The organism is Mesorhizobium sp. M0018, from assembly GCF_040323955.1.
Lineage (GTDB): Bacteria > Pseudomonadota > Alphaproteobacteria > Rhizobiales > Rhizobiaceae > Mesorhizobium.
The window spans coordinates 71,182-95,665 of sequence record NZ_JAMYVL010000007.1 but is presented as its reverse complement, the minus strand read 5'-3'; the positions used below and the strand labels follow the sequence as shown (position 1 = coordinate 95,665).

Below are 24,484 nucleotides of genomic sequence, written 5' to 3'. Positions count from 1 at the left end.
CTGGCCCGGAAGCGAGAATATGGCAACGCCCGCGCATGTCGCGATCATCATGGACGGAAACGGACGCTGGGCCAAGGCGCGCGGCTTACCGCGGCTGGCCGGTCACCGCGCCGGCGTCGAGGCGCTGCGCAAGACAGTGCGCGCCGCACCCGGCCTCGGCATCTCCTTCCTGACCGTCTACGCTTTTTCGTCGGAAAACTGGTCACGGCCGAAATCCGAAGTCAGCGACCTCATGGGCCTGCTTAAGCTTTTCATCCGACGTGACCTCGCCGAGCTGCACCAGAGTGGGGTGCGGATCAGGGTCATCGGTGACAGGGCGGGGCTGCAGCCCGACATAAGGGGGCTGCTCGAGGAAGCCGAAACGCTCACTCTCAGCAACGGGGCGCTGACACTGGTCATTGCCTTCAATTACGGCGGGCGCGACGAGATCGTGCGCACCGCGCGCAAGCTCGCAGCGGCGGTGGCGCGCGGTGAGATCGAGAGCGAGGCGATCACGGCCGATTCCTTTGCCAGCTCGCTCGATACAGAGGGCATTCCGGACCCGGAACTGGTCATCCGCACCAGCGGCGAGCTTCGGCTGTCCAACTTTCTGTTATGGCAGGCAGCCTATAGCGAACTCGTTTTCCTGCCTTGCTACTGGCCCGACTTCAGTCGCGAGCACCTGTCCGATGCACTGCGCGATTTCGCCGGCCGCGAGCGCCGCTTCGGCGGACTTGCCGCCCAAGATGTCGCCTCAGGCTGAGGAATGAGCAACCTCCAACTCCGGGTCATTTCGGCCGTCGTGCTTGCCATCGTCACGCTTGCCCTGACCTGGCTCGGCGGACTGTCCTTCCGGTTGCTTTGCGCTGCCATGGCGGCGGTCATCTTCTACGAGTGGACGCGGATGAGCCGCCCCGTTGCCCCGGCAGGTGCTGGTGCTACGGCAGGTCTCGGCTTTCTGCCCGAGGCGCTGATCGTGGTCTTTATTGGTGCCCTCGTCGCCGGCCTGCCTGCGTCTTTGCTGCTGCCGCTCGTCGCGGCTCTGGTTGCTGTCACTGCCGTCGCTTCTTCCATGCGCAGGGCAGGACCGTGGGAAGCATCCGGCCTTGCCTATGCGGCCGTGTCCGGCTTGTCGCTGGCCTTCTTGCGTGACGGCGACCATTCAGGGCTGCTGGCCATTCTGTTCCTATTCGCCGTGGTTTGGGCGACCGATATCTTTGCCTATTTCGTCGGCCGCTCCATCGGTGGTCCAAGGCTGGCGCCGTCGATCTCGCCGGGCAAGACGCGGAGCGGGGCGCTCGGTGGGTTGGTCGGCGGCGTAGTGGCCGGGCTGCTTCTGGCCGCCGTAGCCGGAACGGGCAACCTCGTCGTGCTTGGCGTGGTCGCACTGGTGCTTTCGATTGTCGCGCAGGCCGGCGACCTGTTCGAATCATGGGTCAAGCGACGCCACGGCCGTAAAGATTCCGGCACGCTGATACCCGGCCATGGCGGCATCATGGATCGGGTAGATGGGCTTGTCGCGGCGGCTTTCGCCCTATACGTCATCGGCTGGATTTCCGCGACCGCCGACCATCCGGCACAGGGGCTGTTTCCGGTTTGAACGGCATCGTCGGTGGGCCGACGCGGGGCTGCGTCATGGATTCGCCTGGATTGATGTCACAGTCGCGGCGTGATCTGTGCCGTGGATGAATTTGAGGGCATGAATTGAACGAGATTTTTCACGCGGTTTTCAGCACAGAGGGCTTTGTCCTCGGCACGCTGGTGCCTTTCCTGTTCGTGCTGACCGTGGTCGTTTTTGTCCACGAAATGGGCCATTACCTCGTCGGGCGTTGGTGCGGTATCGGCGCAAAAGCCTTTTCCATCGGTTTCGGCCCAGAGATCATCGGCTTCAACGATAGCCGCGGCACGCGCTGGAAGCTTTGCGCCATACCGCTCGGCGGCTACGTCAAGTTCGTCGGCGACATGAACGCGACGTCGAGCCAGCCCAGCTCGGAGGAGATCGAGGCACTGAGCGACGAAGAACGCAAGGTGGCCTTCCACACGCAGCCGATCTGGAAGCGCGCGGCGACCGTCGTGGCGGGGCCGCTGTTCAACTTCCTGCTGACGATCGCCGTCTTTGCCGTGCTGTTTTCCGTCCATGGCCGGCCCGTGCTGGAGCCGATGGTGGCTGAGGTCACCGTCGGCAGTCCGGCCGCCGCGGCCGGCATCATGCCCGGCGACCGATTCGTCAGCGTCGACGGCAGCAAGGTCGAGACCTTTGCCGACGTCCAGCGTCTGGTCTCTGGCCGCGCCGGCGACAGCATCACCTTCGTCATGCTACGCGCCGGCAAGGAAATCACCGTCACGGCGACGCCGCGCCTGATGGAACAACAAGACGCACTGGGCAACAAGGTCCAGGTGGCCGTGATCGGCGTCGTCAACAACAAGGAACTCGGCCAGCCACGGCTGATCACCTATAGTCCGGCCGGGGCGGTCGGGGCAGCGGTCCAGGAAACCGGACACGTCATCCAGCGTACCGGCCAGTTCCTGCAACGTTTCGTTGTCGGTCGCGAGGACAAGTGCCAGCTGGGCGGCCCCATCAAGATCGCCAAGATGTCGGGTCAGGCGGCAAAGCTCGGCTTTGAATGGCTCGTGCAGCTTGTTGCATTCCTGTCAGTCGGGATAGGGATTCTCAATCTTTTGCCGATTCCCCCCCTCGACGGAGGGCATCTTCTGTTCTACGGCGTGGAGGCTGTCATCCGGCGGCCGGTGTCCGAACGCATGATGGAAATGGCTTACCGAAGCGGCCTCATATTGGTGCTCGGGTTCATGGGCTTTGTTTTCTGGAACGATCTGTTTGGGTGCTGAAATCATGAAGGAATTTGGCTTCGGCACGAGCAATGTTGAGACGCCGTTTACCATGCGTGGGGATATGCGTGACGCGAAAGCCACGCCGCAGGGTTAAGTAAATACAAATTAACCAGAAGCCTTGCGTGTAGGGAAAATCCGGTTAATACGGTAGGGGAAATTACCGCACGTCCGGTTTTCTCGCCGTGGGGACTTCGAGAAAAGGTACAAAAGCCCGATGAAGGCAGCATCCAAGTTTCTGAGCGCCGCGTCCGCGGTGGCTATGTCCGCCGCTCTGGTTGTACCAGGCGCGCTCGCAGTGCAGTTCGTTGCCACATCGGCCGCCGAGGCGGCTGTCGTCTCCAGAGTCGAAGTCACCGGCAATCAGCGTGTCGACGCGGACACCATCCGCAATTACGTGACGATCAAGCCCGGCAAGGCGTTTTCCAGTTCGGATATCGACGATGCGGTCAAGGCGCTGTTTGGCACCGGGCTGTTTTCGGATGTGCAGATCAACCAGGTCGGATCGACGCTGGTCATCAAGGTGTCCGAATACCAGGTCGTCAACCAGGTGCTGTTCCAGGGCAACAAGAAGCTCAAGGACAACGCGCTTGAGGCCGCGGTGCAATTGAAGCCGCGCGGCACCTTCTCGCAACAGCAGCTCGATGCCGATGTCGAGGCGGTCAAGGCCGCATACCGGCGTATCGGCCGCGACGATGCCGCCGTGACCACCCAGATCATGGATCTCGGCGACAACCGGGTAAACGTGGTCTTCAACATCAACGAAGGCGGCCGCACCCAGATCGCAGCGATCAATTTCGTCGGCAACAGCGCCTATTCGAGCCGCCGGCTGTCGGACATCATCTCCACCAAGCGTTCGTCCTTCCTGTCGTTCGTGCTGCGCGACGACGTTTATGACGAGGACAAGCTGCGCGCCGACCAGGAGCTGCTGCGCCGCTTCTATTATAATCACGGCTATGCCGACTTCCAGGTCGTCTCGGCTGTCGGCGAACTCGACGACACCACCAACAAATACACCGTCACCATCACGGTACAGGAGGGCGAGCGTTATACGTTCGGGGATGTCAGCGTCGAAAGCACGATCCCCGAGGTCGACGCCAAGTCACTTGAATCGGTGGTCGAGACCCACAAGGGCGATGTCTACAACGCCAAGAACGTCGAGGACACGATCATCGCCTTGACCGAAAAGGTCGCTGGATCCGGCTATGCCTTCGCCCAGGTGACGCCGCGCGGCGACCGCAACTTCGAGAACCACACGATCTCGGTCGTCTATACGGTCGATCAGGGGACCAAGGCCTATATCGAGCGCATCGAGATTCGCGGCAACGATCGGACGCGCGACTACGTCATTCGCCGCGAGTTCGATGTCAGCGAAGGCGATGCTTTCAATCAGGTGCTCATCCAGCGCGCGAAGAGGCGGCTGGAAGCGCTCGATTATTTTGAAAAAGTCGAAATTTCCACCGTTCCGGGTTCTGAGCCGGACCAGGTTGTGCTGGTGGTAGATGTGGTCGAGAAATCGACCGGTGAGTTCACGGTCGGCGCCGGTTATTCGAGCGGCGGTGAAACGTCAGGTCCGTCCGTCGAAGGTTCCGTCAGTGAGCGCAACTTCCTCGGTCGCGGCCAATTCATCAAGGTGGCGGCGGGCGGTGGCAAGAACTCGCGCGACTACAGCTTCTCTTTCACCGAACCCTATTTCCTCGGCCGCCGGATCGCGGCCGGCTTCGACATCTACAAGCAGAGCCGAAACTACGACCATTACGACAGCGACACGACAGGCGCGACCGTCCGCTTCGGTCTGCCGATCACCGACAATATCTCAACGCAGCTGGCTTATAATATTGCGCAAGAGAAGTACGAGTTCGACGAGGGCTGCGTTCCCGTTATCAATGGTGGCACCTGCGACGTCTCCCAGGCGATCGTAAACGGCGTTGAAGAGAGCCCATGGCTCAAGTCCTCGGTCAGCCTCGGCCTGATCTACAATACCATCGACGACATGAAGAACCCGCATGACGGTATTTATGCCAATGTCGGCACCGAAGTGGCTGGCGTCGGCGGCGATGCCAAGTTCATCAAGGTCACGGCGCGCGGCAGCATTTATCAGACGCTGTCCGAACAATTGGACCTGGTGGGCCTCATTTCGGGCGGCGCCGGCCATGTCCAAGGCTATGGCAACGGCGATCTGCGCGTCTTCGACCATTTCCAGAGCAGCGACCGTATGATCCGCGGTTTCGAATACGGCGGCATCGGCCCGGTTGCTTCGGACAACAGCAATGACCATCTCGGCGGCACCACCTACTTCAATGCCTCGGCGGAAGCTCAGTTCCCGCTGCCGGTCATCCCCGAAAGCTTCGGTTTGCGTGGCGCTGTGTTCGCCGATGCGGCAACGCTCTACGGCAGCAAAATCGCAAGTGGCCTTGTCAATTCTTCGACAACCGGCATGGAATGGCGCGCTTCCGTCGGTGTCGGTTTGATGTGGGCATCGCCTTTCGGCCCGATCCGCATCGACTATGCGATCCCGGTCAAGAAGGAAAAGACCGACGACGTGCAGGAATTCAACTTCGGCATATCGACCCGCTTCTGATGTGCGGGCAATGATGCTTCCGGCTCGTTTGGATCCGGATGGCAGTGATCCGACACTACAGCGCAGCGCGTCCTATCGGACGCGCAAAGGACGTTGTAGCATTTTGATTTGCGCATGATCCTTTCCGAGGGTCGATTTCCGATTTCGGGGTCATGCGCTAGCTGGATATTGCTTCTGGAATGACCGATCCGGTGTTCTTCGCGCCCTCACGCCGGTATACGGCCGGCGAAGTCGCGAATCTGACCGGCTCGACGCTTGTTGATTCCGGTCTCTTCGATGTATCGATCGAGGCTCTGGCGCCCGCCAACGAAGGCGGCGAGAACGCCCTTGTCTTCGTCGATGGCAGGCGCAATTTCGCCCTGATGCAGTCACTGCGGGCGGCGGCGGTTCTCTGCCCTGCCGAATTTGCCGGCAAGGCGCCGGCGGGCATCGCGGTGCTGGTGCATCCGCGCCCGCAGCAGGCCTTCGCAATGGTCGGGCGTCTGCTTTTTCCGGCGGCTGCAACGCCTGGACCGATGACCGGCGAAACCGGTATCTCGCCGCACGCCCATATCGATGCGACCGCCCATGTCGAGGCCGGCGCGATCATCGAAGCGGGTGCGATCATCGGACCTCGCGCTGCCATCGGCAGCGGGACCGTCATTGCCCCGCATGCGGTCATCGGTCCGTCCTCGCAGATTGGCCGCGACGGCTATGTCGGTCCAGGTGCCAGCGTGCAATATGCGTTGATTGGCAATCGCGTCATCATCCATGGCGGTGCCAGGATCGGCCAGGATGGCTTCGGTTTCGTGGCCGGCGCCAAGGGTCCGGAGCGGGTTCCGCAGATCGGCCGCGTCATCATCCAGGACGACGTCGAGATCGGGTCGAATACGACCGTCGATCGCGGCGCCATGTCCGACACGATCATCGGCCAGGGCACCAAGATCGACAATCTGGTGCAGATCGCGCACAACGTTCGCATCGGCCGCAATTGCATTATAGCCGGGCTTTCGGGTATTTCCGGTTCCGTGACGGTAGGCGACAACGTCACCATGGGTGGCGGTGTCGGCCTTGCGGATCATTTGACCATCGGGTCCGGGGCCAAGCTTGCGGCAAGAAGCGGGTTTATGAGCAATGTGCCTGCCGGTGAGATTTGGGGAGGATATCCGGCGCAGCCGATGGCGGAAGCCATGCGCGAGATAGCGGCCTTGCGCAGACTTGCACGGACGCGCAAACAGGGTGAGGGGGGAAATGGCTGACATCGCAGCGGCGACGCTCGAAGCGGTTGACATAATGCGGCTGATGAAGCTCCTGCCGCACCGCTATCCGTTCTTGATGATCGACCGTATTGTCGACATAGATGGCGACGAATCCGCCGTCGGCATCAAGAACGTCACCATAAACGAGCCGCATTTCCAAGGTCATTTCCCCGACCAGCCGGTCATGCCCGGCGTGCTGATCATCGAGGCGATGGCGCAGACGGCCGGCGCCATCTGCATCCGCAGCCTTGGTACGGAAAAGCCGTCGCTGGTTTATTTCCTGACCATCGACAATGCCAAGTTCCGCAAGCCGGTCGTTCCAGGCGACCAGCTGAAAATTCATGTGAAGAAAATCAAGAAACGCGGCAATCTTCTCAAATTCGCTTGCGAGGCCCTCGTCGATGGCGCCAAGGCGGCGGAAGCCGAGATCTCGGCGATGATGGTCGCAAGCGGCTGACAAACGAATGCTAATGAAAATCCAGACAGTCATCCATCCATCCTCGGTCATCGAGGCAGGCGCCCAAATCGGCGAAGGCGCCCGCATCGGGCCCTTCTGTCACGTCGGCCCCGACGCCGTGATCGGCGACCGCGTCGAACTGGTCAGCCATGTCTCGGTGATTGGCGCGACCACCATCGGTGCATCGACCAAGGTCTATCCGATGGCGATACTGGGCGGGCCGCCGCAGAACACCAAGCACAAGGGCGGCCGTACCACGCTGGTGATCGGCGAGAACTGCACGATCCGCGAAGGTGTCACCATGCATGTCGGCACCGATTCCAGCCGCGGCGAGACGACGATCGGCGACAACGGCAATTTCCTTGCCTATGCCCATATTGCCCATGACTGCGTGGTCGGCAAGAACGCCACCTTCGCCAATCAAGCGACGCTAGGCGGGCATTGCGAAGTCGGTGACAATGTCTACATCGGCGGCCTTACCGCAGTTCATCAGTTTGTCCGCATCGGCGATAACGCCTTTCTCGGCGGTTGCTCGGCGATCGTCGGCGACGTCATTCCTTACGCCATCGCCGTTGGCAACCGTGCCAGCCTTCGCGGCCTCAACATCATTGGCCTGAAGCGCGCCGGCCTGCCGCGTACGGAGATCCACTTGCTGCGCAAAGCCTACAAGACGATCTTCGATCGCTCCCGGACCGTCGGCGAAAACATCGAATTTGCCAAGGCGGAATTCGCCTCGTCGCCGACTGCCATGAAGATCGTCGACTTCATCGCCGGTCGCGGCAAGCGGCACTACGCCGTGCCGTCCCTCAAGGGTAGCGACGGCGACGATACCGATGATGAAGACTGAGGGCAGATGACGAAGATTGAGGCTGCCGGAAAAGGCCTTGATCTCGCGCCAGATGCCAAGGTCGGCATCATCGCCGGCGGCGGCAGTCTCCCGGTCGAAATTGCCCGAGCGCTCGCCCGGCAAGGCAAATTGCCCTTCGTCGTGATGGCGGCCGGCGAGGTCGATCGCATAGCCGATTTCGAGCCCTATGAGCAGGCAACCTTGAGGCTGGAAGACGTCGGCTCGCTGCTGCCGATCCTTAAGCGGCACCACGTCACGCATCTCGTAACCGCGGGTCATATCACGCGCCGCCCCAGGCTGAGCGCCATGCGCCTCAATTTGGGCCTGCTCGCGTGGCTACCCAGCCTCTTCGTCGGTGTAACCCGGGGGGACGATACGGTGCTGAAACTGTTCGTGCGCAGGATCGAGCGCAGCGGCATCAAGGTCGTCGGCGCTCACGAGATCGTGCCGGAGCTGGTCGCCGCCGAAGGCCTGCTGACCAAGGCGGCGCCACGCAAATCCGACTGGCGTGACATCGAGGCGGCGCACGCGGCGGCAAAAGCCATCGGCGCGCTGGATATCGGCCAAGCGGCTGTTGCGGTCGGCGGCCGCGCCATTGCGTTGGAAGGCGTCGAAGGCACCGACGGGCTGCTCGAGCGGACAAGGGAGTTGCGCGGGCACGGCAGGCTGGCCGGCGGGAGCCGCGGTGTTCTGGTCAAATGCGCCAAGCCCGGTCAGGAACTGCGTGCCGATCTGCCCTCCATCGGCCCGCTGACAGTCGAGGCCGCGCATGCCGCCGGACTGGCCGGCATTGCCGTCGAAGCCGGTCGCTCGCTAGTGCTCGAAGGTCCCGCCACCATCGGACGTGCCAATACGCTCGGCCTGTTCGTGATCGGCCTGCCTGCTGCGGAGCCGGCGCATGGCGAATGAGCGGCCGTTGAAGATAGCCATCGTCGCCGGCGAGGAGTCCGGCGACCTGCTTGGCGCCGACCTTGTGCAGGCGCTCAAGCGCATGACCGGGCGCGAAGTTCGGCTTGTCGGCATCGGCGGCCGCCATTTGCAGGCGCTCGGCCTGGCGCCATTGTTCGACGGCAGCGAGATCGCACTGATGGGGCTTAGCGCCATCCTGCGCGACCTGCCGCGCCTGATACGGCGGATCGGCAAGACGGCAAACTCGATTGCCGGTGAAAAGCCCGATTGCCTTATCACCATCGACAGTCCGGACTTCTCGCTGCGCGTCGCCAAGAAGGTGCGTGCCGCCGATCCGACTATCCCGATCGTCCACTATGTCTGCCCGAGCGTGTGGGCTTGGCGGCCGGGCAGGGCGGCGGCGATGAAGCCATATGTCGATCACATTCTTTGCATCCTGCCGTTCGAGGTGAAGGAACTCGCTCGCCTGGGCGGGCCGCCCGGCACCTATGTCGGGCATCGCCTTACACACGATCCGGGCATAGTCAGTGCCGCAAGGGCGCAGGCGCAGCCGCGTAACCTCGCCGCTGACCGTGTGAAAACGTTGCTTGTATTGCCCGGTTCGCGTCGCGGCGAGGTGCGGCGCCTGGTTGGGCCGTTCGGCGAAACGCTGTCGATCCTGCGGGCGCGCGGGCACCGCTTGCGCCTGCTGTTGCCGACGGTGCCGCACGTCGCCGACCTGGTCAGGACCTCGGTCGCGAGCTGGGACGAGAAGCCGGAGATCATCCTTGATGCCGAACGCAAATGGCAGGCCTTCGGCAAGGCGGATGCGGCGCTGATCGCGTCGGGGACGGTATCGCTGGAACTGGCACTGGCGAGTGTGCCGATGATCTCCTGCTACCGGCTCGATCCGGTCATGCGCATGGCGCAGCCGCTGATCAAAGTATGGAGCGCAGCCTTGCCCAATCTCATTGCCGACCGGCCGGTTGTGCCGGAACACTACAATCAATATGTGCGGCCGCATTATCTGGCGCGGCAGTTGGAAGCGCTGTTCTCCGATACCGCCTACCGCACCTGGCAGAAGCACGGTTTTGCCGACATTGCCGGGCGTATGGCAACCGCCAAGCCGTCAGGCGAGATTGCCGCGGGGGTGGTGATGGGGATGGTGAGGAAGTGAGTGAATTATGAATTGTGAATTGTGAATAGCGGTTTCTATGGACAGGGAGCGACGCTTCGCTACTCCCATTCACCATTCACCATTCACCATTCACCACCTTCACCGCTTCGCGATTGGCACGTAGTCCCGTTCCGGCGCGCCGGTATAGAGCTGGCGCGGGCGACCGATCTTCTGGTGCGGGTCCTCGATCATCTCCTTCCACTGCGCGATCCAGCCGACGGTGCGGGCGACCGCGAACAGCACGGTGAACATGGTGGTGGGAAAGCCCAGCGCCTTCAGCGTGATGCCGGAATAGAAATCGACGTTCGGATAGAGCTTCTTCTCGATGAAATAGGAATCGGTCAGTGCGATCCTTTCCAGCTCCATGGCGATGTCGAGCAGTGGATCGTCCTTGATGCCGAGCTCGCCCAGGACCTCGTGCGCGGTCTTCTGCATGATCTTGGCGCGCGGATCGTAATTCTTGTAAACGCGGTGGCCAAATCCCATCAATCGGAACGGATCGTTCTTATCCTTGGCGCGCGCAATGAATTCCGGGATGTGATCGACATGACCGATCTCGCCCAGCATGTTCAGGGCTGCCTCGTTGGCGCCGCCATGTGCGGGACCCCACAGGCAGGCGATGCCGGCAGCGATACAGGCAAAAGGATTGGCGCCCGACGAGCCGGCCAGGCGGACGGTCGAAGTCGAGGCGTTCTGTTCGTGATCGGCGTGCAGGATGAAGATGCGCTCCATCGCGCGGGCCAGCACCGGATTGATCTTGTATTCCTCGCAAGGCACGGCGAAGCACATATGCAGGAAATTGGCTGCGAAATTCAGCTCGTTCTTCGGGTAAATGAATGGCTGGCCGATGTGGTATTTATAGGCCATCGCCGCGATCGTCGGCATCTTGGCGATCAGCCGCATTGACGCGACCATGCGTTGATAGGGGTCCGAGATATCGGTGGAATCGTGATAGAAGGCCGACAGCGCGCCGACCACGCCGCACATCACCGCCATCGGATGCGCATCACGGCGGAAGCCGGTGAAAAAGCGCGACATCTGCTCATGCACCATAGTGTGGCGCGTCACCCGGTAGTCGAAATCGTCCTTCTGCGCCTTGGTCGGGAGTTCACCATAGAGCAAGAGATAGCAGACTTCGAGGAAGTCGCCGTGCTCGGCCAATTGGTCGATCGGGTAGCCGCGGTGCAAAAGAATGCCGGCATCGCCATCGATGAAGGTGATTTCCGATTCGCAGCTCGCCGTCGACGTAAAACCGGGATCGTAGGTAAAGACGCCGGCGGTGTTGTAGAGCGAACCGATATCGATGACGTCAGGTCCTACCGAACCACTTCGTATCTTGAATTCATGGGTTTTGCCGCCGAGTTCCAGCTTGGCCGTCGATGCCTGGGTTTTGCCGCCAAATTCCATTTTTGTCGCAGGTTCGGTCATAGCAAACTCCTTTTTGTTTCCTCAGGCCGGCAAAGGCAAAATATCTGAACCCAACACGTCAAAAGCATCGGAATACGCACATTTGCGCCCGCAATTGAATCTGCGCGGCAGATTAGGCCAAGACCCAATGTTGCACTGCGAAACACACCTTTCAATGCCAATCTTCTTGGGCCAGTTTGCTAATCGATTTGATCAGCGATCCGCGCCAGGCTTTCCTCGCGGCCAAGCACGGCAAGCACATCAAAGACACCTGGCGAGGTACTTTTGCCGGTGAGCGCGGCGCGCAAAGGTTGGGCCACGGCGCCGAGTTTATAGCCGGCGGCCTGCGCATAGTCGCGGATCGCGGCTTCGGCTGAGGCGGCAGACCACCCCGAAACCGTGGCTAGTGCCGCATGAGCGCCCCGCAGGATCGCGCGTGCCTCACCGCTGAGCAGCGCCGCCGCCTTCTCGTCGACCGGCAGCGGCCGTTCGACGAAAAGGAATTCAGCCCCTTCAACAAGTTCGACCAGCGTTTTGGCGCGCTCCTTCAGGCCCGGCAACGCGGCAAGCAGTTGCGCCCTGCGTCTGTCGTCGAGGCGAGCGGCGATTGCCGGGCCGCCTTCTAGATAGGGCAGAGTGGCGATGAAGATGTCGAGCAGCGCCGCGTCGTTCATCCGGCGCATATGCACGCCGTTAAGCGCCTCGAGCTTGGCGAAGTCGAAACGGGCGGCGCCCTTGTTGACGTCGCCAATGTCGAACCATGTAATCATGTCGGCGATCGACATGATCTCATCGTCGCCGTGGCTCCAGCCAAGCCTCGCCAGATAGTTGAGCAGCGCCTCCGGCAGGTAGCCCATGGCGCGATAGGCTTCGACGCCAAGCGCACCGTGCCGCTTCGACAGCTTGGCGCCGTCGGCACCGTGGATCAACGGGATATGCGACATCGACGGCACCTCCCAGCCCATGGCGTGATAGATTACGGTCTGGCGTGCGGCGTTGGTCAAATGATCGTCGCCGCGGATGATGTGGGTGATGCCCATGTCGTGATCGTCGACGACGACGGCATGCATGTAGGTGGGATTGCCGTCCGAGCGCAGAATAATGAAATCGTCGAGATCCTTGTTGGGAAAGCGCACGTCGCCCTGGACGCGGTCATGCACCACCGTCTCGCCGTCTGTCGGCGCCTTGATGCGGATCGCCCCCTTGGCGCCGGGCGGCGCCTCCGACGGGTCGCGGTCGCGCCAGCGCCCATCATAGCGGGGCGGAAGCCCCTTGGCTCGCGCTGCCTCGCGCATCGCCTCCAGCTCCGCCGGCGTCGCGTAGCAGTAATAGGCCTTGCCCACGCGCACCAGCTCCTCGGCCACCTCGCGATGGCGCGGCGCGCGCTCGAACTGCGAGACAGGCGCGCCGTCCCAGGTGAGTCCGAGCCAGGAAAGCCCGTCGAGAATGGCTGCCGTCGCCGCATCCGTCGACCGCTCACGGTCGGTATCCTCTATACGCAGCAGCATCGTGCCGCCCGTGTGCTTGGCGTACAGCCAGTTGAACAGCGCCGTGCGCGCGCCGCCAATGTGCAGATAGCCGGTGGGCGAGGGGGCAAAACGGGTGACGACCTTATCGGGCATGGAACTCTCAGGCGGGCGAAGGAAGTGGGTTTGCGGACTTTCGCGCGTTGCGCGTTCATGTAGCATAGGAGGTCGAGGGCGCAAGGGGCAGACCCGATGGCTGTGCGAGGCCGTGGTGCGGGCGAGGGCGAGGACGTTGGCAGCGACGTCAGCGAACGCTTGCTGTTTGCCGCTCCCCCGCCTGTCCTGCCGGCACCGGCATTGCTACCTGCTCCGCGCTTCGATGCTCCGTCGCTGCCGGCCAGCGACCCAGCAACGGTTCTCGTGCCCGCGGGCGAGCCTATCGTACGCCTGCGCAGGCGTTTCCGCCTCCCGTCACCGTCCCGTATCCGCAACAGCGTAACCACAGCGGCCGGTCTGGAACTCGACCGCGGCATCGCCTTCCTGCTGGTGCCGGTGTTCCTCGCATGCGGGGTGGTCGTTTATTTCGGGCTGTCGGTGGAGCCGGCCTTTCCACAGCCGATCGCAATCGCGCTCCTCGCGACCCTTTGTGCCGTCGTCTCGCGGTCATGGCCCAGGACGCGCCTGTGCTTCATGGTGGCGCTGCTCTGCGCGCTTGGCGTACTTGCCGCCAAGTTCGAAACATGGCGTGTCGGAACGCATATGCTCGGCTCCGAAATCTCGACGCGGCTGACGGGTCGCGTCGTATCGTACGAGCCCATGGCGAGCGGCCGCATCAGGCTGACAATCGATGTGATCTCAACCGCCAGGCCGACACTGCGCTACATGCCGGAACGGGTCCGCGTTTCGGCGATGAAGATACCGGCTGAGCTGACCGCCGGTTCCGAGATCACCGGCTATGTGCGGCTGCTGCCGCCGACCGGCCCGGTGCGGCCCGACAGCTATGATTTCTCCTTCGACAGCTATTTCGCCGGTATCGGCGGCAGCGGCTTTTTTCTCGGCAATCCGAAAATCGTGTCGTCGGACAGCATGCCGCTTGCCGCGCAGCTTTCTTCCGCGATCGAAGACGCGCGTGAATCCATCGCCGACCATATCCGCAGCCGCATCGGCGGTGCCGAGGGCGAGATTGCTGCTGCGCTGATCGTCGGCGTGCGCGCCGGCATTCCCGAGGAGATCAACGAAGCGATGCGGCGCACCGGCATCTACCACATCATCTCCATCTCGGGGCTGCATATGGCGTTGGTCGCCGGCACCATCATGGCGCTGCTGCGGGGTGCCTTCGCGCTGTTTCCCGATTTCTCATCGCGACGGCCGGTCAAGAAATATGCCGCGGCCGCCGCGCTTTTTTCGATTGCGGCCTACCTCGTCTTTTCCGGCATTGTCGTGGCGGCCGAACGCAGCTTCATCATGCTGGCGGTGATGCTTATCGCCGTGCTGTTCGACCGGGCCGCGCTCACCATGCGCAACCTGGCGATCTCGGCCATCGCGGTCATCCTGGTGTCGCCGCACGAGGTGGTCGGTCCGAGTTTCCAGATGTCCTTCGCCGCGACGGCGGCCCTTGTCGGCGCCTATGCAGGCTGGTCCGATTACCGCGCCGGCAGGGCCACCACGCCGCCGCCGCGGCAGTCGCCGCTACGCTTTGCCACTCGAAAGGTCCTGCTGGGCATGTGCGGTCTGGCGATGACCTCGATCATTGCAGGGAGCGCCACGGCGCTTTTCGCCATATGGCATTTCCAGCGCGTGGCGCCGCTCAGCCTGTTCGCCAATCTGGCCATCATGCCCATCGTGTCACTGGTCGTCATGCCCTTCGCCGTTCTCAGCGCGCTGGCGATGCCGTTCGGTGCGGATGGCCCTTTTCTCTATGTCATGGGCAAGGGGCTGACGGCGATGATCGCCCTGTCCGGGTGGATCTCGGAGCGCTCGCCGATCGATGCGGTCGGGCTGATTTCGCTGAGATCCGTCCTTCTGGTGACGATCGCCCTCGTCATTGCCAGCATGGCGACGACGTGGTTGCGGCTGGCGGCACTTCCTTTTGCGCTCGCCGGCTTGCTGACGACAACGCAGACACGCATACCCGACGTATTGGTCTCGGAGGACGCACGGCTGGTCGCGCTGCCGATCGGCAGCGGTGAACTCGCGGTCAACCGGGCACGCCCGAATGAGTTCACCATCGACAACTGGAAACGCGCGCTCACATCAGAGGCTATCGTCGCGCCGGAAACACCTGGAAAGAACGACCCGCAATTCGACATTGCCGATCCGGCCGACCTACCGCCGGGCATGCCGTTCATTTGCACGGACGGCCTCTGCCTTGCCAGGCATCCATCCGGCGCGATCATCGCCCAAGCCAAGGACCGCGATACTGCGCGGCCAGCCTGCGCCTTTGCCAGCTTGATCGTCATCGACGACGCCACCGCCCATAACCCCTGCTACTACGACCGGCTGGTCCTCGTCGTCACCAAACGGCAACTAGCGCGCGCGGGAAGTGCCGCCGTCTATTTCGATCCACAAGCGGCAACACGCGCCGAGATCCGCTTCGCCGTCGAAAAATCATACCGGCCCTGGCACGTGCAGCGGAAATTTTCACGCGCGGCACGGGGCCTGCCGCCATACCGCCGGGCCGACAACCCCAAAGCCGGCGCCAAGGGCGGAGCTCAGTAGCGGCGGATCAGTCCGACGAGCTTGCCCTGCACCTTGACCCTGTCTGGTCCGAAGATGCGCGTCTCGTAGGCCGGATTGGCGGCTTCCAGGGCGATCGAGGCGCCCTTGCGGCGGAACCGCTTCAGCGTCGCTTCCTCCTCGTCGACCAGTGCCACCACGATCTCACCGGGGCTCGCCGTATCGGCATTGCGGATGATCACCGTGTCGCCGTCGAAAATGCCGGCCTCGATCATCGAATCGCCTTTGACCTCAAGCGCATAATGCTCGCCGCCCATGATCATATCCGGCGGCACCGAAATCGAATGCGTCTGGTGCTGGATGGCGTCGATCGGCACACCGGCAGCGATGCGGCCCATCACTGGGATCGAAACGGCGGCGACGACATCGTCGTCATTTCCGGCTGCGGGCACGCGCGACGATGTCGGCTTGCCTTGCCGAGGGGCGCCTTGCCCAAGACTGCCCTGGATGACACTCGGCGAGAACTTGCGTGCCGCATTGAGGCCGGGGGCGATCGAGTCAGGCAGGCGTAGCACCTCCAGCGCACGGGCCCGGTTGGGCAAACGGCGAATGAAGCCGCGCTCCTCCAGCGCCGTAATCAGCCGGTGGATTCCGGATTTGGAAGCCAGGTCGAGCGCTTCCTTCATCTCGTCGAATGAAGGCGGGATACCGCTTTCCTTCAACCTTTCGTGGATGAACATAAGCAGTTCGTGTTGTTTGCGTGTCAGCATAGCGACCCCCAACAGAATCAGAAAAACAAACCCAGAACAAACACTATCTGTTCCAGTTGTGTTCCGCAACTGTTTAAAGTTTAATGAATGCGTTAAGGCTCGGGAAACAAACGACGTCCCCTACCGGCGTACCGCATTTTCACCGCCGCGAGCCTCATCGCCTTGATTCTGCTTTCGTTTGCGCCCTTCTGGCCTCCTAGAAGGCGGCACTGGCATCGGCCGTCGGTCGGCAAAAGGCACGGAATTGAACCCGTATCGACTGTGCGGTTTGGTCAATGCACCGTGAACGAAACGAACTCAAAACGCCAACCTCGGGTTAAGTCCCGGTTTCCACCGCCTGGTCAGGCTGCTTCTCGCCGGTGGAGCCTTGCTGCGCGCAACCAAGTAATGGAAGAACAGTCGATGCGTGTCCGGCGTTGCGTTGGATCTTGGGGGAGCAGACAAATCATGACAGGAATTCCCGATCTCGTGGCCATAAAGGCGATGGATGCCGCGGATCCGCTGCGCGCGATGCGCGACCGCTTTGTGTTGCCGCAAGGAGTGATCTATCTCGACGGCAATTCGCTAGGAGCTGCTTCACGTGCCGCTTTCGATGAACTGCACAAGGCCGCGACCGAAGAATGGTCGCATGATCTCATCCGCGCATGGAACACGGCCGGCTGGTTCAACATGCCGCTTGAACTTGGCGACCAGCTCGGGCGCCTGATCGGGGCCGCGGCCGGCCAGACAGTGGTCTGCGACACGACATCGGTCAATATCTACAAGCTGCTGCACGCCGCCATGGCCATGCGACCGGAGCGGCAGGTCATCGTCGCCGAGGGCGATAGTTTTCCGACGGACCTCTACATGGCCGAGGGTGTGGTTTCGACGCGAAAAGATACGCTGCTGCGCCTCTCGGGAGTCGACGCGCCGACCATCGAAGAGCTGATCGACGAACGCACCGCTGTGGTGCTGGTCAACCACGTCAACTATAAGTCGGGCGAACTGCGCGACATGCCGGCGCTGACGCGCAGGGCTCAGGAAGCCGGGGCGATGATCGTCTGGGATCTCTGCCACACCGCCGGCGCGATGCCAGTCGAACTCGACAAGGCAAACGCCGATTTTGCCGTTGGCTGCACCTACAAATATCTGAATGGCGGCCCGGGCGCGCCTGCCTTCATCTATGCGGCTGAGCGGCATCTTTCCGACATCCAGCAGCCGCTCACCGGCTGGTGGGGCCATGCACGGCCCTTCGCCTTCGAGCCAGGCTATGCGGCCGGCACCGGCATCCGCCGGTTTCTGTGCGGCACACAGCCGGTCCTGTCGATGCGCACGCTGAAGGGCGCGCTCGACATCTGGAACGATGTCGACATGACGGCGGTGCGCAAGAAGAGCATCGCGCTGGCGGATCTGTTCATCGAGCTTGTCGAGGCAAAGTGCGGCACTTACGGGCTCACGCTCGAAAGCACGCGCGATGGGGAAAAACGCGGCAGCCAGATTTCATTCATGCATGAGCATGGCTACCAGGTCATGCGCGCGCTGATCGAACGTGGCGTGATCGGCGATTTTCGCGCGCCATCGACCATGCGCTTCGGCTTCACCCCGCTCTATGTCGGCTATGCCGATGTCTGGCAGGCCGCCAAAGTGCTTGAGGACATCCTGCACACCGGTGCGTGGAAGGATGCGCGCTTCGCCATCAAAGCAGCTGTCACTTGAGATTGATGCGAGAGCTGGAATCGTGAGGCTGGCGACGACGCGCCGCGCGATGCTTACGGCTACGCTGCAGGGCCATATGCCAGGGAGGGCGCAGGGTGTTCGAACGTCACATTGCCGATTGGGACAACGCCTATGCCAACAGCGCCAACATAGCCGGCAGCGATCGCTGGCCGGCGGCCTGGATCGAGCCCGCGCGGGTTTTCCGCGACGTGCTTTCGACCGAGGGCAGGGCGCGGCTCGACATGGCCTATGGCGACAATCCACGCAACCGGCTCGATCTTTTCCTGCCGGCCATCAAGCCCAAGGGACTCGTGGTGTTCGTTCATGGCGGCTACTGGATGGAATTCGACAAGAATTTCTGGTCGCATCTTGCCGCTGGCCCTGTTGATCGCGGCTATGCGGTGGCGATGCCGTCCTACACGCTCTGTCCGCAGATACGCATTGGCGGCATCGTCAAGGAAGTCGGCGCGGCGATCGGCAAGGCGGCGGCGATCGTTGCAGGGCCGCTGATGCTGACCGGGCACTCGGCCGGCGGCCATCTTGTTAGCCGGATGGTTACGGCGACGACGCCGCTGGCGCCCGAAGTCGTCCGGCGCGTTCGTCATGTAGTGTCGATCTCGGGGGTGCACGATTTGCGCCCGATCATGCGCACCGGCATGAACGAGACGCTGGCGATCGATGAGGCCGAGGCGCAGGCCGAAAGCCCGGTGCTGCTGCGCCCGATGGACAAGGCCCGCCTGACCTGCTGGGCCGGCGGCGGCGAGCGCGCTGAATTCCTGCGTCAGAGCGCGTTGCTGGCCAACATCTGGATCGGCCTGGGTACCGCGACCAGCTCGGTGGTCGAGCCTGACCGGCATCATTTCAACATCATCGACGGTTTGGCCGATCCAGACCATCCGCTGACCCGGACCTTGATTTCGGAGTGAGGCAGGTTCAGCGTAGCATCAGTACGTCGCAGGGGGAGCCCGCCGCCGCGGCAGGCGCGAACGGCGCGCGAACGATCAGCCCGTCGGCATCGGCCAGCATTTTCAGCATCGAGGAGTCCTGGATGCCGAACGGCGTCGCCACGAGCGTACCGGCGTCATCAATGACAACAGCCCGCACATAATCTTGCCTGAGATCGTTGGCCGGCATGGCGGCACCGAGCCGTGCCCGACGTATATCCTGCTGAAAGGCGCGGCCGCCGAGCCGCGCCAGCAGCGGCTTCAGGAAGAGCTGAGTGCAGACCAGGCTTGCCACCGGATTGCCGGGCAGGCCGATGCAGCGAATGTCTCCCAGCCGCCCGAACATCAGTGGCTTGCCCGGCCGCATGGCGATCTTCCAGAAATCGAGCGTCATGCCTTGCCCGGTCAGCACCTCATGGACGAAGTCGTGGTCACCGACCGAGGCACCGCCCAGCGTGACGATGACGTTCGCGCCAGCCTTCACGGCCTTTTCAACCAGCGCAGCGATCGCCTCCCTGCGGTCCGGCGCGATGCCAAGGTCGAGCGCGCGCGCACCGACCGACTGTGCGGCAGCGGCGACACCATAGGCGTTGGAGGAGATGATCTGGTCGGGGCCAAGATCGCTGCCCGGCGGCAGCAATTCGTCGCCGGTGGCGATGATGGCGACCAGCGGCCGTTTGACCACGCGCACCTCGGGGTGATTGGCCGATGCCGCCAGCGATAAGGCCGCCGGGTCGAGCAGGCGGCCTTTGGGCAGCAGGACATCGCCCTTGGCGAAATCGAGCCCGAGGCGGCGGATGTTGCGCCCCTGCACCGTCGGTTCCGTCACTTCGACGCTGCTGCCACCGAGATCGCGGGCGTTCTCCTGGATGACGATAGTGTCGGCGCCTTCGGGAAGCGGTGCGCCGGTAAAGATGCGCACGGCCTGCCGCTGCTGCACCGTTCCGGCAAAGCCGCGTCCGGCCGGCGCCATGCCGACCACCGAAAGCCTTGCCGGTACGGACGCGATATCGGCCGCCCGCACGGCATAGCCGTCCATGGCGGAGGCGTTGAACGGCGGCTGGGTGCGGAGCGCCACAACCGGCTCCGCCAGCACGCGGTCGGCGGCATCCAGCAGTGCGACGCGTTCGCCCGGCAGCGCTGCTGCGCCGTCCAGCAGGCGCTCGAGCGCCTCGGCAACTGGGACCAGCGCCATTATCGGCCTGCCTCGGTGGCCCCGTCTCCGGTGATCTTGTAGTCGCCGGATTTGCCGCCGGTCTTTTCGACCAGCCTGATGCCGGAGATGACCATGGCGCGGTCGACCGCCTTGGCCATGTCGTAGATGGTCAGGCAAGCGACCGAGACGGCACTCAGAGCCTCCATCTCAACGCCGGTCTTGCCGGTGACGCGGGTCAATGCTGTCACCTTCAGGCCGGGCAGCGCGGCGTCCGCCTCGATATCGACAGATATCCTGGTCAGCAGCAGCGGATGGCAAAGCGGGATCAGTTCATGCGTCTTCTTGGCCGCCATGATGCCGGCAATGCGCGCGGTGCCCAGCACGTCGCCCTTCTTGGCGTCGCCGGCGAGGATCATGTCCAGCGTCTCGGGCCGCATCGCGACAAAACCTTCTGCGACTGCCGTGCGCACCGTCTCAGCCTTGTCGCCGACATCGACCATGTTGGCTTCGCCCTGCGCGCCAAGATGGGTGAGGGCGGCCGCCATCCTCAAACGGCCTCTGCCGGCGCCTTGCCCGTCAACAGCAGGCGCGTTGCCGCGGCCACGTCCTGCTGGCGCATCAGGCTCTCGCCGACCAGGAAAGTCGCAATGCCGCTCTGCTCCAGCCGGCGGCAATCGTCGTGCGAAAAGATACCGCTCTCGCTGACCAGATGGCGGTCGGCCGGCACCATCGCTACCAGCCGCTCCGAGGTCTGTAGGCTGGTTTCGAAGGTCCGGAGATTGCGGTTGTTGATTCCGATCAGCCGCGACGACAGCTGCAGCGCGCGTTCCATTTCAGCCTCGTCATGCACTTCGACCAGCGCGTCCATGCCGAGCCCGAACGCTGTCGCTTCGAGTTCTCTTGCCAACGCGTCGTCGACGCTGGCCATGATGATCAGGATGGCATCGGCGCCCCATGCCCTGGCCTCGTAGACCTGATAGGGGTCGAACAGGAAATCCTTGCGCAAGGCAGGCAGCTCGACGGCAGCGCGCGCAGTGGTGAGGAATTCGGGCGCGCCTTGGAAGGAGGGTGCGTCGGTCAGCACCGAAAGGCAGGCGGCACCGCCCTTCGCATAGGCCCTGGCCAGCGCCGGCGGATCGAAATCGGCGCGGATCAGGCCTTTGGATGGGCTAGCCTTCTTGATTTCGGCAATCAGCGCGAACCTGCCGGATTTGCGCTTTGCTTCAAGGGCGGAAAGAAAGCCGCGCGGCGCGTCGGCATGCGTCGCCCGTGCCTTGATCTCAGCCAGCGGCACGCGCGCCTTGGCCGCCGTGATCTCGTCGCGCTTGTAAGCCTCGATCTTGCGCAGGATGTCGGACATGGTTTTTAACCGTTCGAAATCTCGATCAGCCTGTCGAGCACTTTCAGCGCGCGGCCGCTGTCGATGGCCTGCGCCGCCGTTACCATGCCGTCGGCGAGGGTCGTCGCTGTGCCGGCCACCACCAGCCCGGCGCCGGCATTCATCAGCACCGTATCGCGAAAGGCGCCGGCGGCGCCGCCCAGCATGTCGCGCAGTGCCTGGGCGTTGTGGGCGGCGTCGCCGCCGCGCAACTCGTCCTTGGTGTGCCGCTTCAGTCCGACGGCTTCCGGGGTCAGCGTAAAGCTGCGGATCTCGCCGCCGGCCAATTCGGCGACAAGTGTCTCGCCGGTGGTGGTGATCTCGTCATAGCCGTCGCCATGGACGATCCAGGCATGGTCGGCACCAAGTTCCTTCAACGTTTCTGCCACCGGCATGATCCATTCGGGCAGGAACACGCCGACCATCTGCCGTCTGACACTCGCCGGATTGGAAAGCGGGCCCAGCAGGTTGAAGATGGTGCGGGTTCCGAGCTCGACCCGGGTCGGGCCGACATGCTTCATCGCCGGGTGATGCGCCGGCGCGAACATGAAGCCAACGCCGGCCTCGTGGATGCAGCGGCCGATCGTCTCCGGAGGGATGTCGATCTTGACGCCCAATGCGATCAGCACATCGGCGGCGCCGGTCAGCGAGGACAGTCCGCGATTGCCGTGCTTGGCGACGGGCACGCCGCTGCCGGCGATGACGAAAGCGGATGCGGTCGAAATGTTGACGCTGTGCGAATTGTCGCCGCCGGTGCCGACAATGTCGATGGCACCCTCGGGAGCTTCGACACGCAGCATCTTGGCGCGCATGGTGGCGACGGCGCCGGCGATCTCGCTGACGGTCTCACCGCGCACGCGCAATGCCATCAAGAAGCCGCCGATCTGGCCGGGGGTGGCATCGCCGGACATGATGATGTCGAAGGCCTCGCGCGCCTCCTCGAAGGAAAGAGCGCTGCCGGCGGCGACCTTGGCGATGTGGATCTTCAGCGCGCTCATCTGGCCAGGGCTTGGGTTACGGCCGCCTGATCGATGCGGACGTCATATTGCGTCTGCAACTGCGCCACCAACTGGTCGAGCAGGTCGTCGGACATGCCGGAGGTGAAGGACTTCTGTGCGTCCTGGGGCACTGAGCTGGCATCGGCCCCGGCAGGCTCGAACACCTCGGCAACCTTGAACAGGATCTGTCCGTCGCCCGTAGGTGAGGGGATCAACCCGGCGCCGCCTTCTCCGACGCCGAACATCGCGGCGGCGCCTTCCTTGCCGAAATCGACGTCGTCCGCATCGCGCTTGACGCCGCGCTTGGTCTGCTTTTCGAGCTTGAGCTCACCGGCGATCACCTCGAGCGTGACGCCAGCCTTGAGACGCTTCTCGAGCTCCTGTGCTTTTGCGGTGAGCCGTTTGGTGGTCTCCGCCGCGGTCCAGTCGGCCACGACCTTCTGGCGGACTTCGTCCAATGTGCGGTCGCGGGCAGGCGTGATCGCGCTCACGTCGTAGAAGACGAAGCCGTTATCGGCGGTGGTGAGGCCTTCATTGTCGGTTCCGGGTTCGGATTCGAACACCGCCTTGATGAGTGCCGGCGATTCCGGCAGGTCTTTGACGATGCTTCCATCCGGCCGTTGGCCGGTGCGGTCGATGGCATCGATGGTGACGACCTTCAGCTTCAATTTGGCGGCTGCCTCGGCGAGCGAACTGCCCGAGGCGCGCGTATCCTCGTAATTGTCGTGCACGTCCAGCAAGATGCGGCTTGCCTCGCCCAGTGCCAGGTCCTTGCGGATCTGCTCGGACACTTCGGCCAGCGGCTTCACCACTTCGGGCTTGATCTCGGTGGCGCGCAGCAGAACGGGACCAAAGGCGCCCTGTACGACCGGGCTGACCTCATTGACGTTTAGTTTGAAGGCAGCGTCGGCGACCGCCTTGTCGGCGATCTTGTCCTTGGCCAGCGTGCCGAGCAGCGTGTCGGCCGGCGTCTTGCCTTCGGCAGCGACGATCTTGTCGAAGGTCGCGCCGGTCCTGAGCGAATCGAGCGCCGCCTTTGCGGCATCAGGTGTCTTGAACACAAGCTGCTCGATGGTGCGCATCTCCGGCGTGGTGTAGCGCGCCTTGTTCTTATTGTAGTCGTCGCTGACCTGTTGGTCGGTCACCGCGCTCAAATCCATGATGTCTTCCGGTTCGAGCCTGACATAGGAGAACTTACGGTATTCGGGAGCGGCGTAGGTTTTCTTGTTTTCCTCGAAATAGGCCGAAAGCGCGCTGTCGGACGGCGCTTCTATCGGTTCGACCAGCGATTTCGGCAAGGTCAGGTAGTCGATGGTGCGATCTTCGCCGCGATAGAGCGCGACCGCCTTGAAGAATGTATCCGGGGCCTTGAGGCCGTCCGAAACCGCCTCGACGATCTGCTGGCGGACCGCGACCTGGGCGCGGTTCTTCAAATAGTCTTCCGGCCGCATGCCGACCTGCCGAAGCAGGTACTCGAAGGTTCTCCTGTCGAAGGTTCCGGCAGGCCCTTTGAACGCCGGGTCTTCACGCGTCAGTTCGGCGAGCCGGTCCTTGGACAGGCCGAGGCCGAGCTTGCGGGCCTGCTCGTCGAGGACGGCACCCGACACGAGTTGCGCCAGCACCTGGTTGTCGATGCCGAGCGCCGTCGCTTGCTCACGGCTGATGCGCTGGCCGAATTGCTGCGACATGACGCTGAGCTGGCGATCGTAGGCGAGGCGGTATTCGTTGATCGAGACCTTGGTGCCTCCGGCCGTAATCACGGCGTCATGGCCGGCAAGACCGCCCATCAGCCGCCCCGAGATGCCCCAGATGGCGAAGCTCAACACCAACAATGACAGCAGCAGTTTCGCGACCCAGGTCCCCGCCGCGCTTCTCAACATACCAAGCATGAGTACTTCCGATTTTTGCGCATTTCGCATGCGCCGAGTCTGAAACAAGCGCAATAGCGCCCTTCCTGCCCACTGTCGATTGCTTTGTGGC

Annotated in this window: 20 protein-coding genes; 12 read left to right on the top strand and 8 right to left on the bottom strand. The window is 63.0% G+C overall.

Annotated features, from left to right (window positions below; translation table 11 throughout):
• Nucleotides 1-19 precede the first annotated feature (19 nt).
• The 9 genes from NKJ81_RS11970 to lpxB all read left to right on the top strand — a co-directional run bounded on the left by NKJ81_RS11970 (nt 20) and on the right by lpxB (nt 10,014).
• A complete protein-coding gene (locus NKJ81_RS11970) occupies nt 20-742 on the top strand; it encodes an isoprenyl transferase (RefSeq protein WP_352540564.1) in 723 nt (240 codons plus the stop codon).
• A 3-nt stretch (nt 743-745) separates the two neighbouring features.
• Complete coding sequence (locus tag NKJ81_RS11965; RefSeq protein ID WP_352448820.1) at nt 746-1,579, top strand: phosphatidate cytidylyltransferase; 834 nt, start codon at nt 746-748, stop codon at nt 1,577-1,579.
• Between the two features lie 104 nt (nt 1,580-1,683).
• Nucleotides 1,684-2,826, top strand: a complete 1,143-nt coding sequence (rseP, locus tag NKJ81_RS11960) for an RIP metalloprotease RseP (RefSeq protein ID WP_023674938.1) — start codon at nt 1,684-1,686, stop codon at nt 2,824-2,826.
• Between the two features lie 217 nt (nt 2,827-3,043).
• Nucleotides 3,044-5,407, top strand: a complete 2,364-nt coding sequence (bamA, locus tag NKJ81_RS11955) for an outer membrane protein assembly factor BamA (protein ID WP_352474279.1) — start codon at nt 3,044-3,046, stop codon at nt 5,405-5,407.
• A 179-nt stretch (nt 5,408-5,586) separates the two neighbouring features.
• Entirely contained in the window at nt 5,587-6,645 is a 1,059-nt protein-coding gene (gene lpxD, locus NKJ81_RS11950) for a UDP-3-O-(3-hydroxymyristoyl)glucosamine N-acyltransferase (protein ID WP_352474278.1), read from the top strand.
• Complete coding sequence (gene fabZ, locus NKJ81_RS11945; protein ID WP_352502391.1) at nt 6,638-7,102, top strand: 3-hydroxyacyl-ACP dehydratase FabZ; 465 nt, start codon at nt 6,638-6,640, stop codon at nt 7,100-7,102. Before lpxD ends, fabZ begins: the two co-directional genes overlap by 8 nt.
• A gap of 13 nt (nt 7,103-7,115) precedes the next feature.
• Nucleotides 7,116-7,949, top strand: coding sequence for an acyl-ACP--UDP-N-acetylglucosamine O-acyltransferase (lpxA, locus tag NKJ81_RS11940; RefSeq protein ID WP_352540563.1), 834 nt, complete (start codon nt 7,116-7,118; stop codon nt 7,947-7,949).
• Between the two features lie 6 nt (nt 7,950-7,955).
• A complete protein-coding gene (locus tag NKJ81_RS11935) occupies nt 7,956-8,858 on the top strand; it encodes an LpxI family protein (protein WP_352540562.1) in 903 nt (300 codons plus the stop codon).
• Nucleotides 8,848-10,014, top strand: coding sequence for a lipid-A-disaccharide synthase (gene lpxB, locus NKJ81_RS11930; protein WP_352540561.1), 1,167 nt, complete (start codon nt 8,848-8,850; stop codon nt 10,012-10,014). The genes NKJ81_RS11935 and lpxB overlap by 11 nt, the downstream gene beginning before the upstream one ends.
• Before the next feature lie 99 nt (nt 10,015-10,113).
• Here the strand turns inward: lpxB and gltA are convergent, their stop codons facing one another.
• Together gltA and gltX are read right to left on the bottom strand one after the other, a co-directional pair.
• A complete protein-coding gene (gene gltA / locus NKJ81_RS11925; RefSeq protein WP_023674946.1) occupies nt 10,114-11,442 on the bottom strand; it encodes a citrate synthase in 1,329 nt (442 codons plus the stop codon).
• Nucleotides 11,443-11,621: 179 nt separating this feature from the next.
• The gene (gltX, locus tag NKJ81_RS11920) at nt 11,622-13,043 is read right to left on the bottom strand and encodes a glutamate--tRNA ligase (RefSeq protein ID WP_352540560.1); all 1,422 of its coding nucleotides are present in this window, start codon (nt 13,041-13,043) and stop codon (nt 11,622-11,624) included.
• Between the two features lie 96 nt (nt 13,044-13,139).
• Between gltX and NKJ81_RS11915 the strand changes: the two genes are divergently transcribed.
• Complete coding sequence (locus NKJ81_RS11915; protein WP_352474271.1) at nt 13,140-15,605, top strand: ComEC/Rec2 family competence protein; 2,466 nt, start codon at nt 13,140-13,142, stop codon at nt 15,603-15,605.
• Here NKJ81_RS11915 and lexA read toward each other — a convergent pair.
• Nucleotides 15,599-16,333, bottom strand: a complete 735-nt coding sequence (gene lexA / locus NKJ81_RS11910) for a transcriptional repressor LexA (protein ID WP_023674949.1) — start codon at nt 16,331-16,333, stop codon at nt 15,599-15,601. The genes NKJ81_RS11915 and lexA overlap by 7 nt on opposite strands.
• 447 nt (nt 16,334-16,780) lie before the next feature.
• On the opposite strand from lexA, the gene kynU reads away from it, so the two are divergent.
• Nucleotides 16,781-18,028: a kynureninase gene (kynU, locus tag NKJ81_RS11905; RefSeq protein WP_352540559.1), complete on the top strand. Its 1,248-nt coding sequence runs from the start codon at nt 16,781-16,783 to the stop codon at nt 18,026-18,028.
• Between the two features lie 95 nt (nt 18,029-18,123).
• Nucleotides 18,124-18,954, top strand: coding sequence for a hormone-sensitive lipase (locus tag NKJ81_RS11900; protein ID WP_352540558.1), 831 nt, complete (start codon nt 18,124-18,126; stop codon nt 18,952-18,954).
• A gap of 7 nt (nt 18,955-18,961) precedes the next feature.
• On the opposite strand, the gene NKJ81_RS11895 is transcribed toward NKJ81_RS11900, so the two are convergent.
• From NKJ81_RS11895 to NKJ81_RS11875, 5 genes are read right to left on the bottom strand one after another with little or no spacing between them, the layout of a single operon-like run.
• A complete protein-coding gene (locus NKJ81_RS11895) occupies nt 18,962-20,167 on the bottom strand; it encodes a molybdopterin molybdotransferase MoeA (RefSeq protein ID WP_352540557.1) in 1,206 nt (401 codons plus the stop codon).
• Nucleotides 20,167-20,673, bottom strand: a complete 507-nt coding sequence (gene moaC / locus NKJ81_RS11890; RefSeq protein ID WP_352448833.1) for a cyclic pyranopterin monophosphate synthase MoaC — start codon at nt 20,671-20,673, stop codon at nt 20,167-20,169. The genes NKJ81_RS11895 and moaC overlap by 1 nt, the downstream gene beginning before the upstream one ends.
• 2 nt (nt 20,674-20,675) lie before the next feature.
• The gene (gene trpC, locus NKJ81_RS11885; protein ID WP_352540556.1) at nt 20,676-21,488 is read right to left on the bottom strand and encodes an indole-3-glycerol phosphate synthase TrpC; all 813 of its coding nucleotides are present in this window, start codon (nt 21,486-21,488) and stop codon (nt 20,676-20,678) included.
• 5 nt (nt 21,489-21,493) lie between these two features.
• Entirely contained in the window at nt 21,494-22,504 is a 1,011-nt protein-coding gene (gene trpD / locus NKJ81_RS11880; RefSeq protein WP_352474265.1) for an anthranilate phosphoribosyltransferase, read from the bottom strand.
• Nucleotides 22,501-24,393 (bottom strand): SurA N-terminal domain-containing protein, encoded by a 1,893-nt coding sequence (locus NKJ81_RS11875; RefSeq protein WP_352540555.1) that lies wholly within the window; start codon nt 24,391-24,393, stop codon nt 22,501-22,503. Before NKJ81_RS11875 ends, trpD begins: the two co-directional genes overlap by 4 nt.
• Nucleotides 24,394-24,484: the final 91 nt, after the last annotated feature.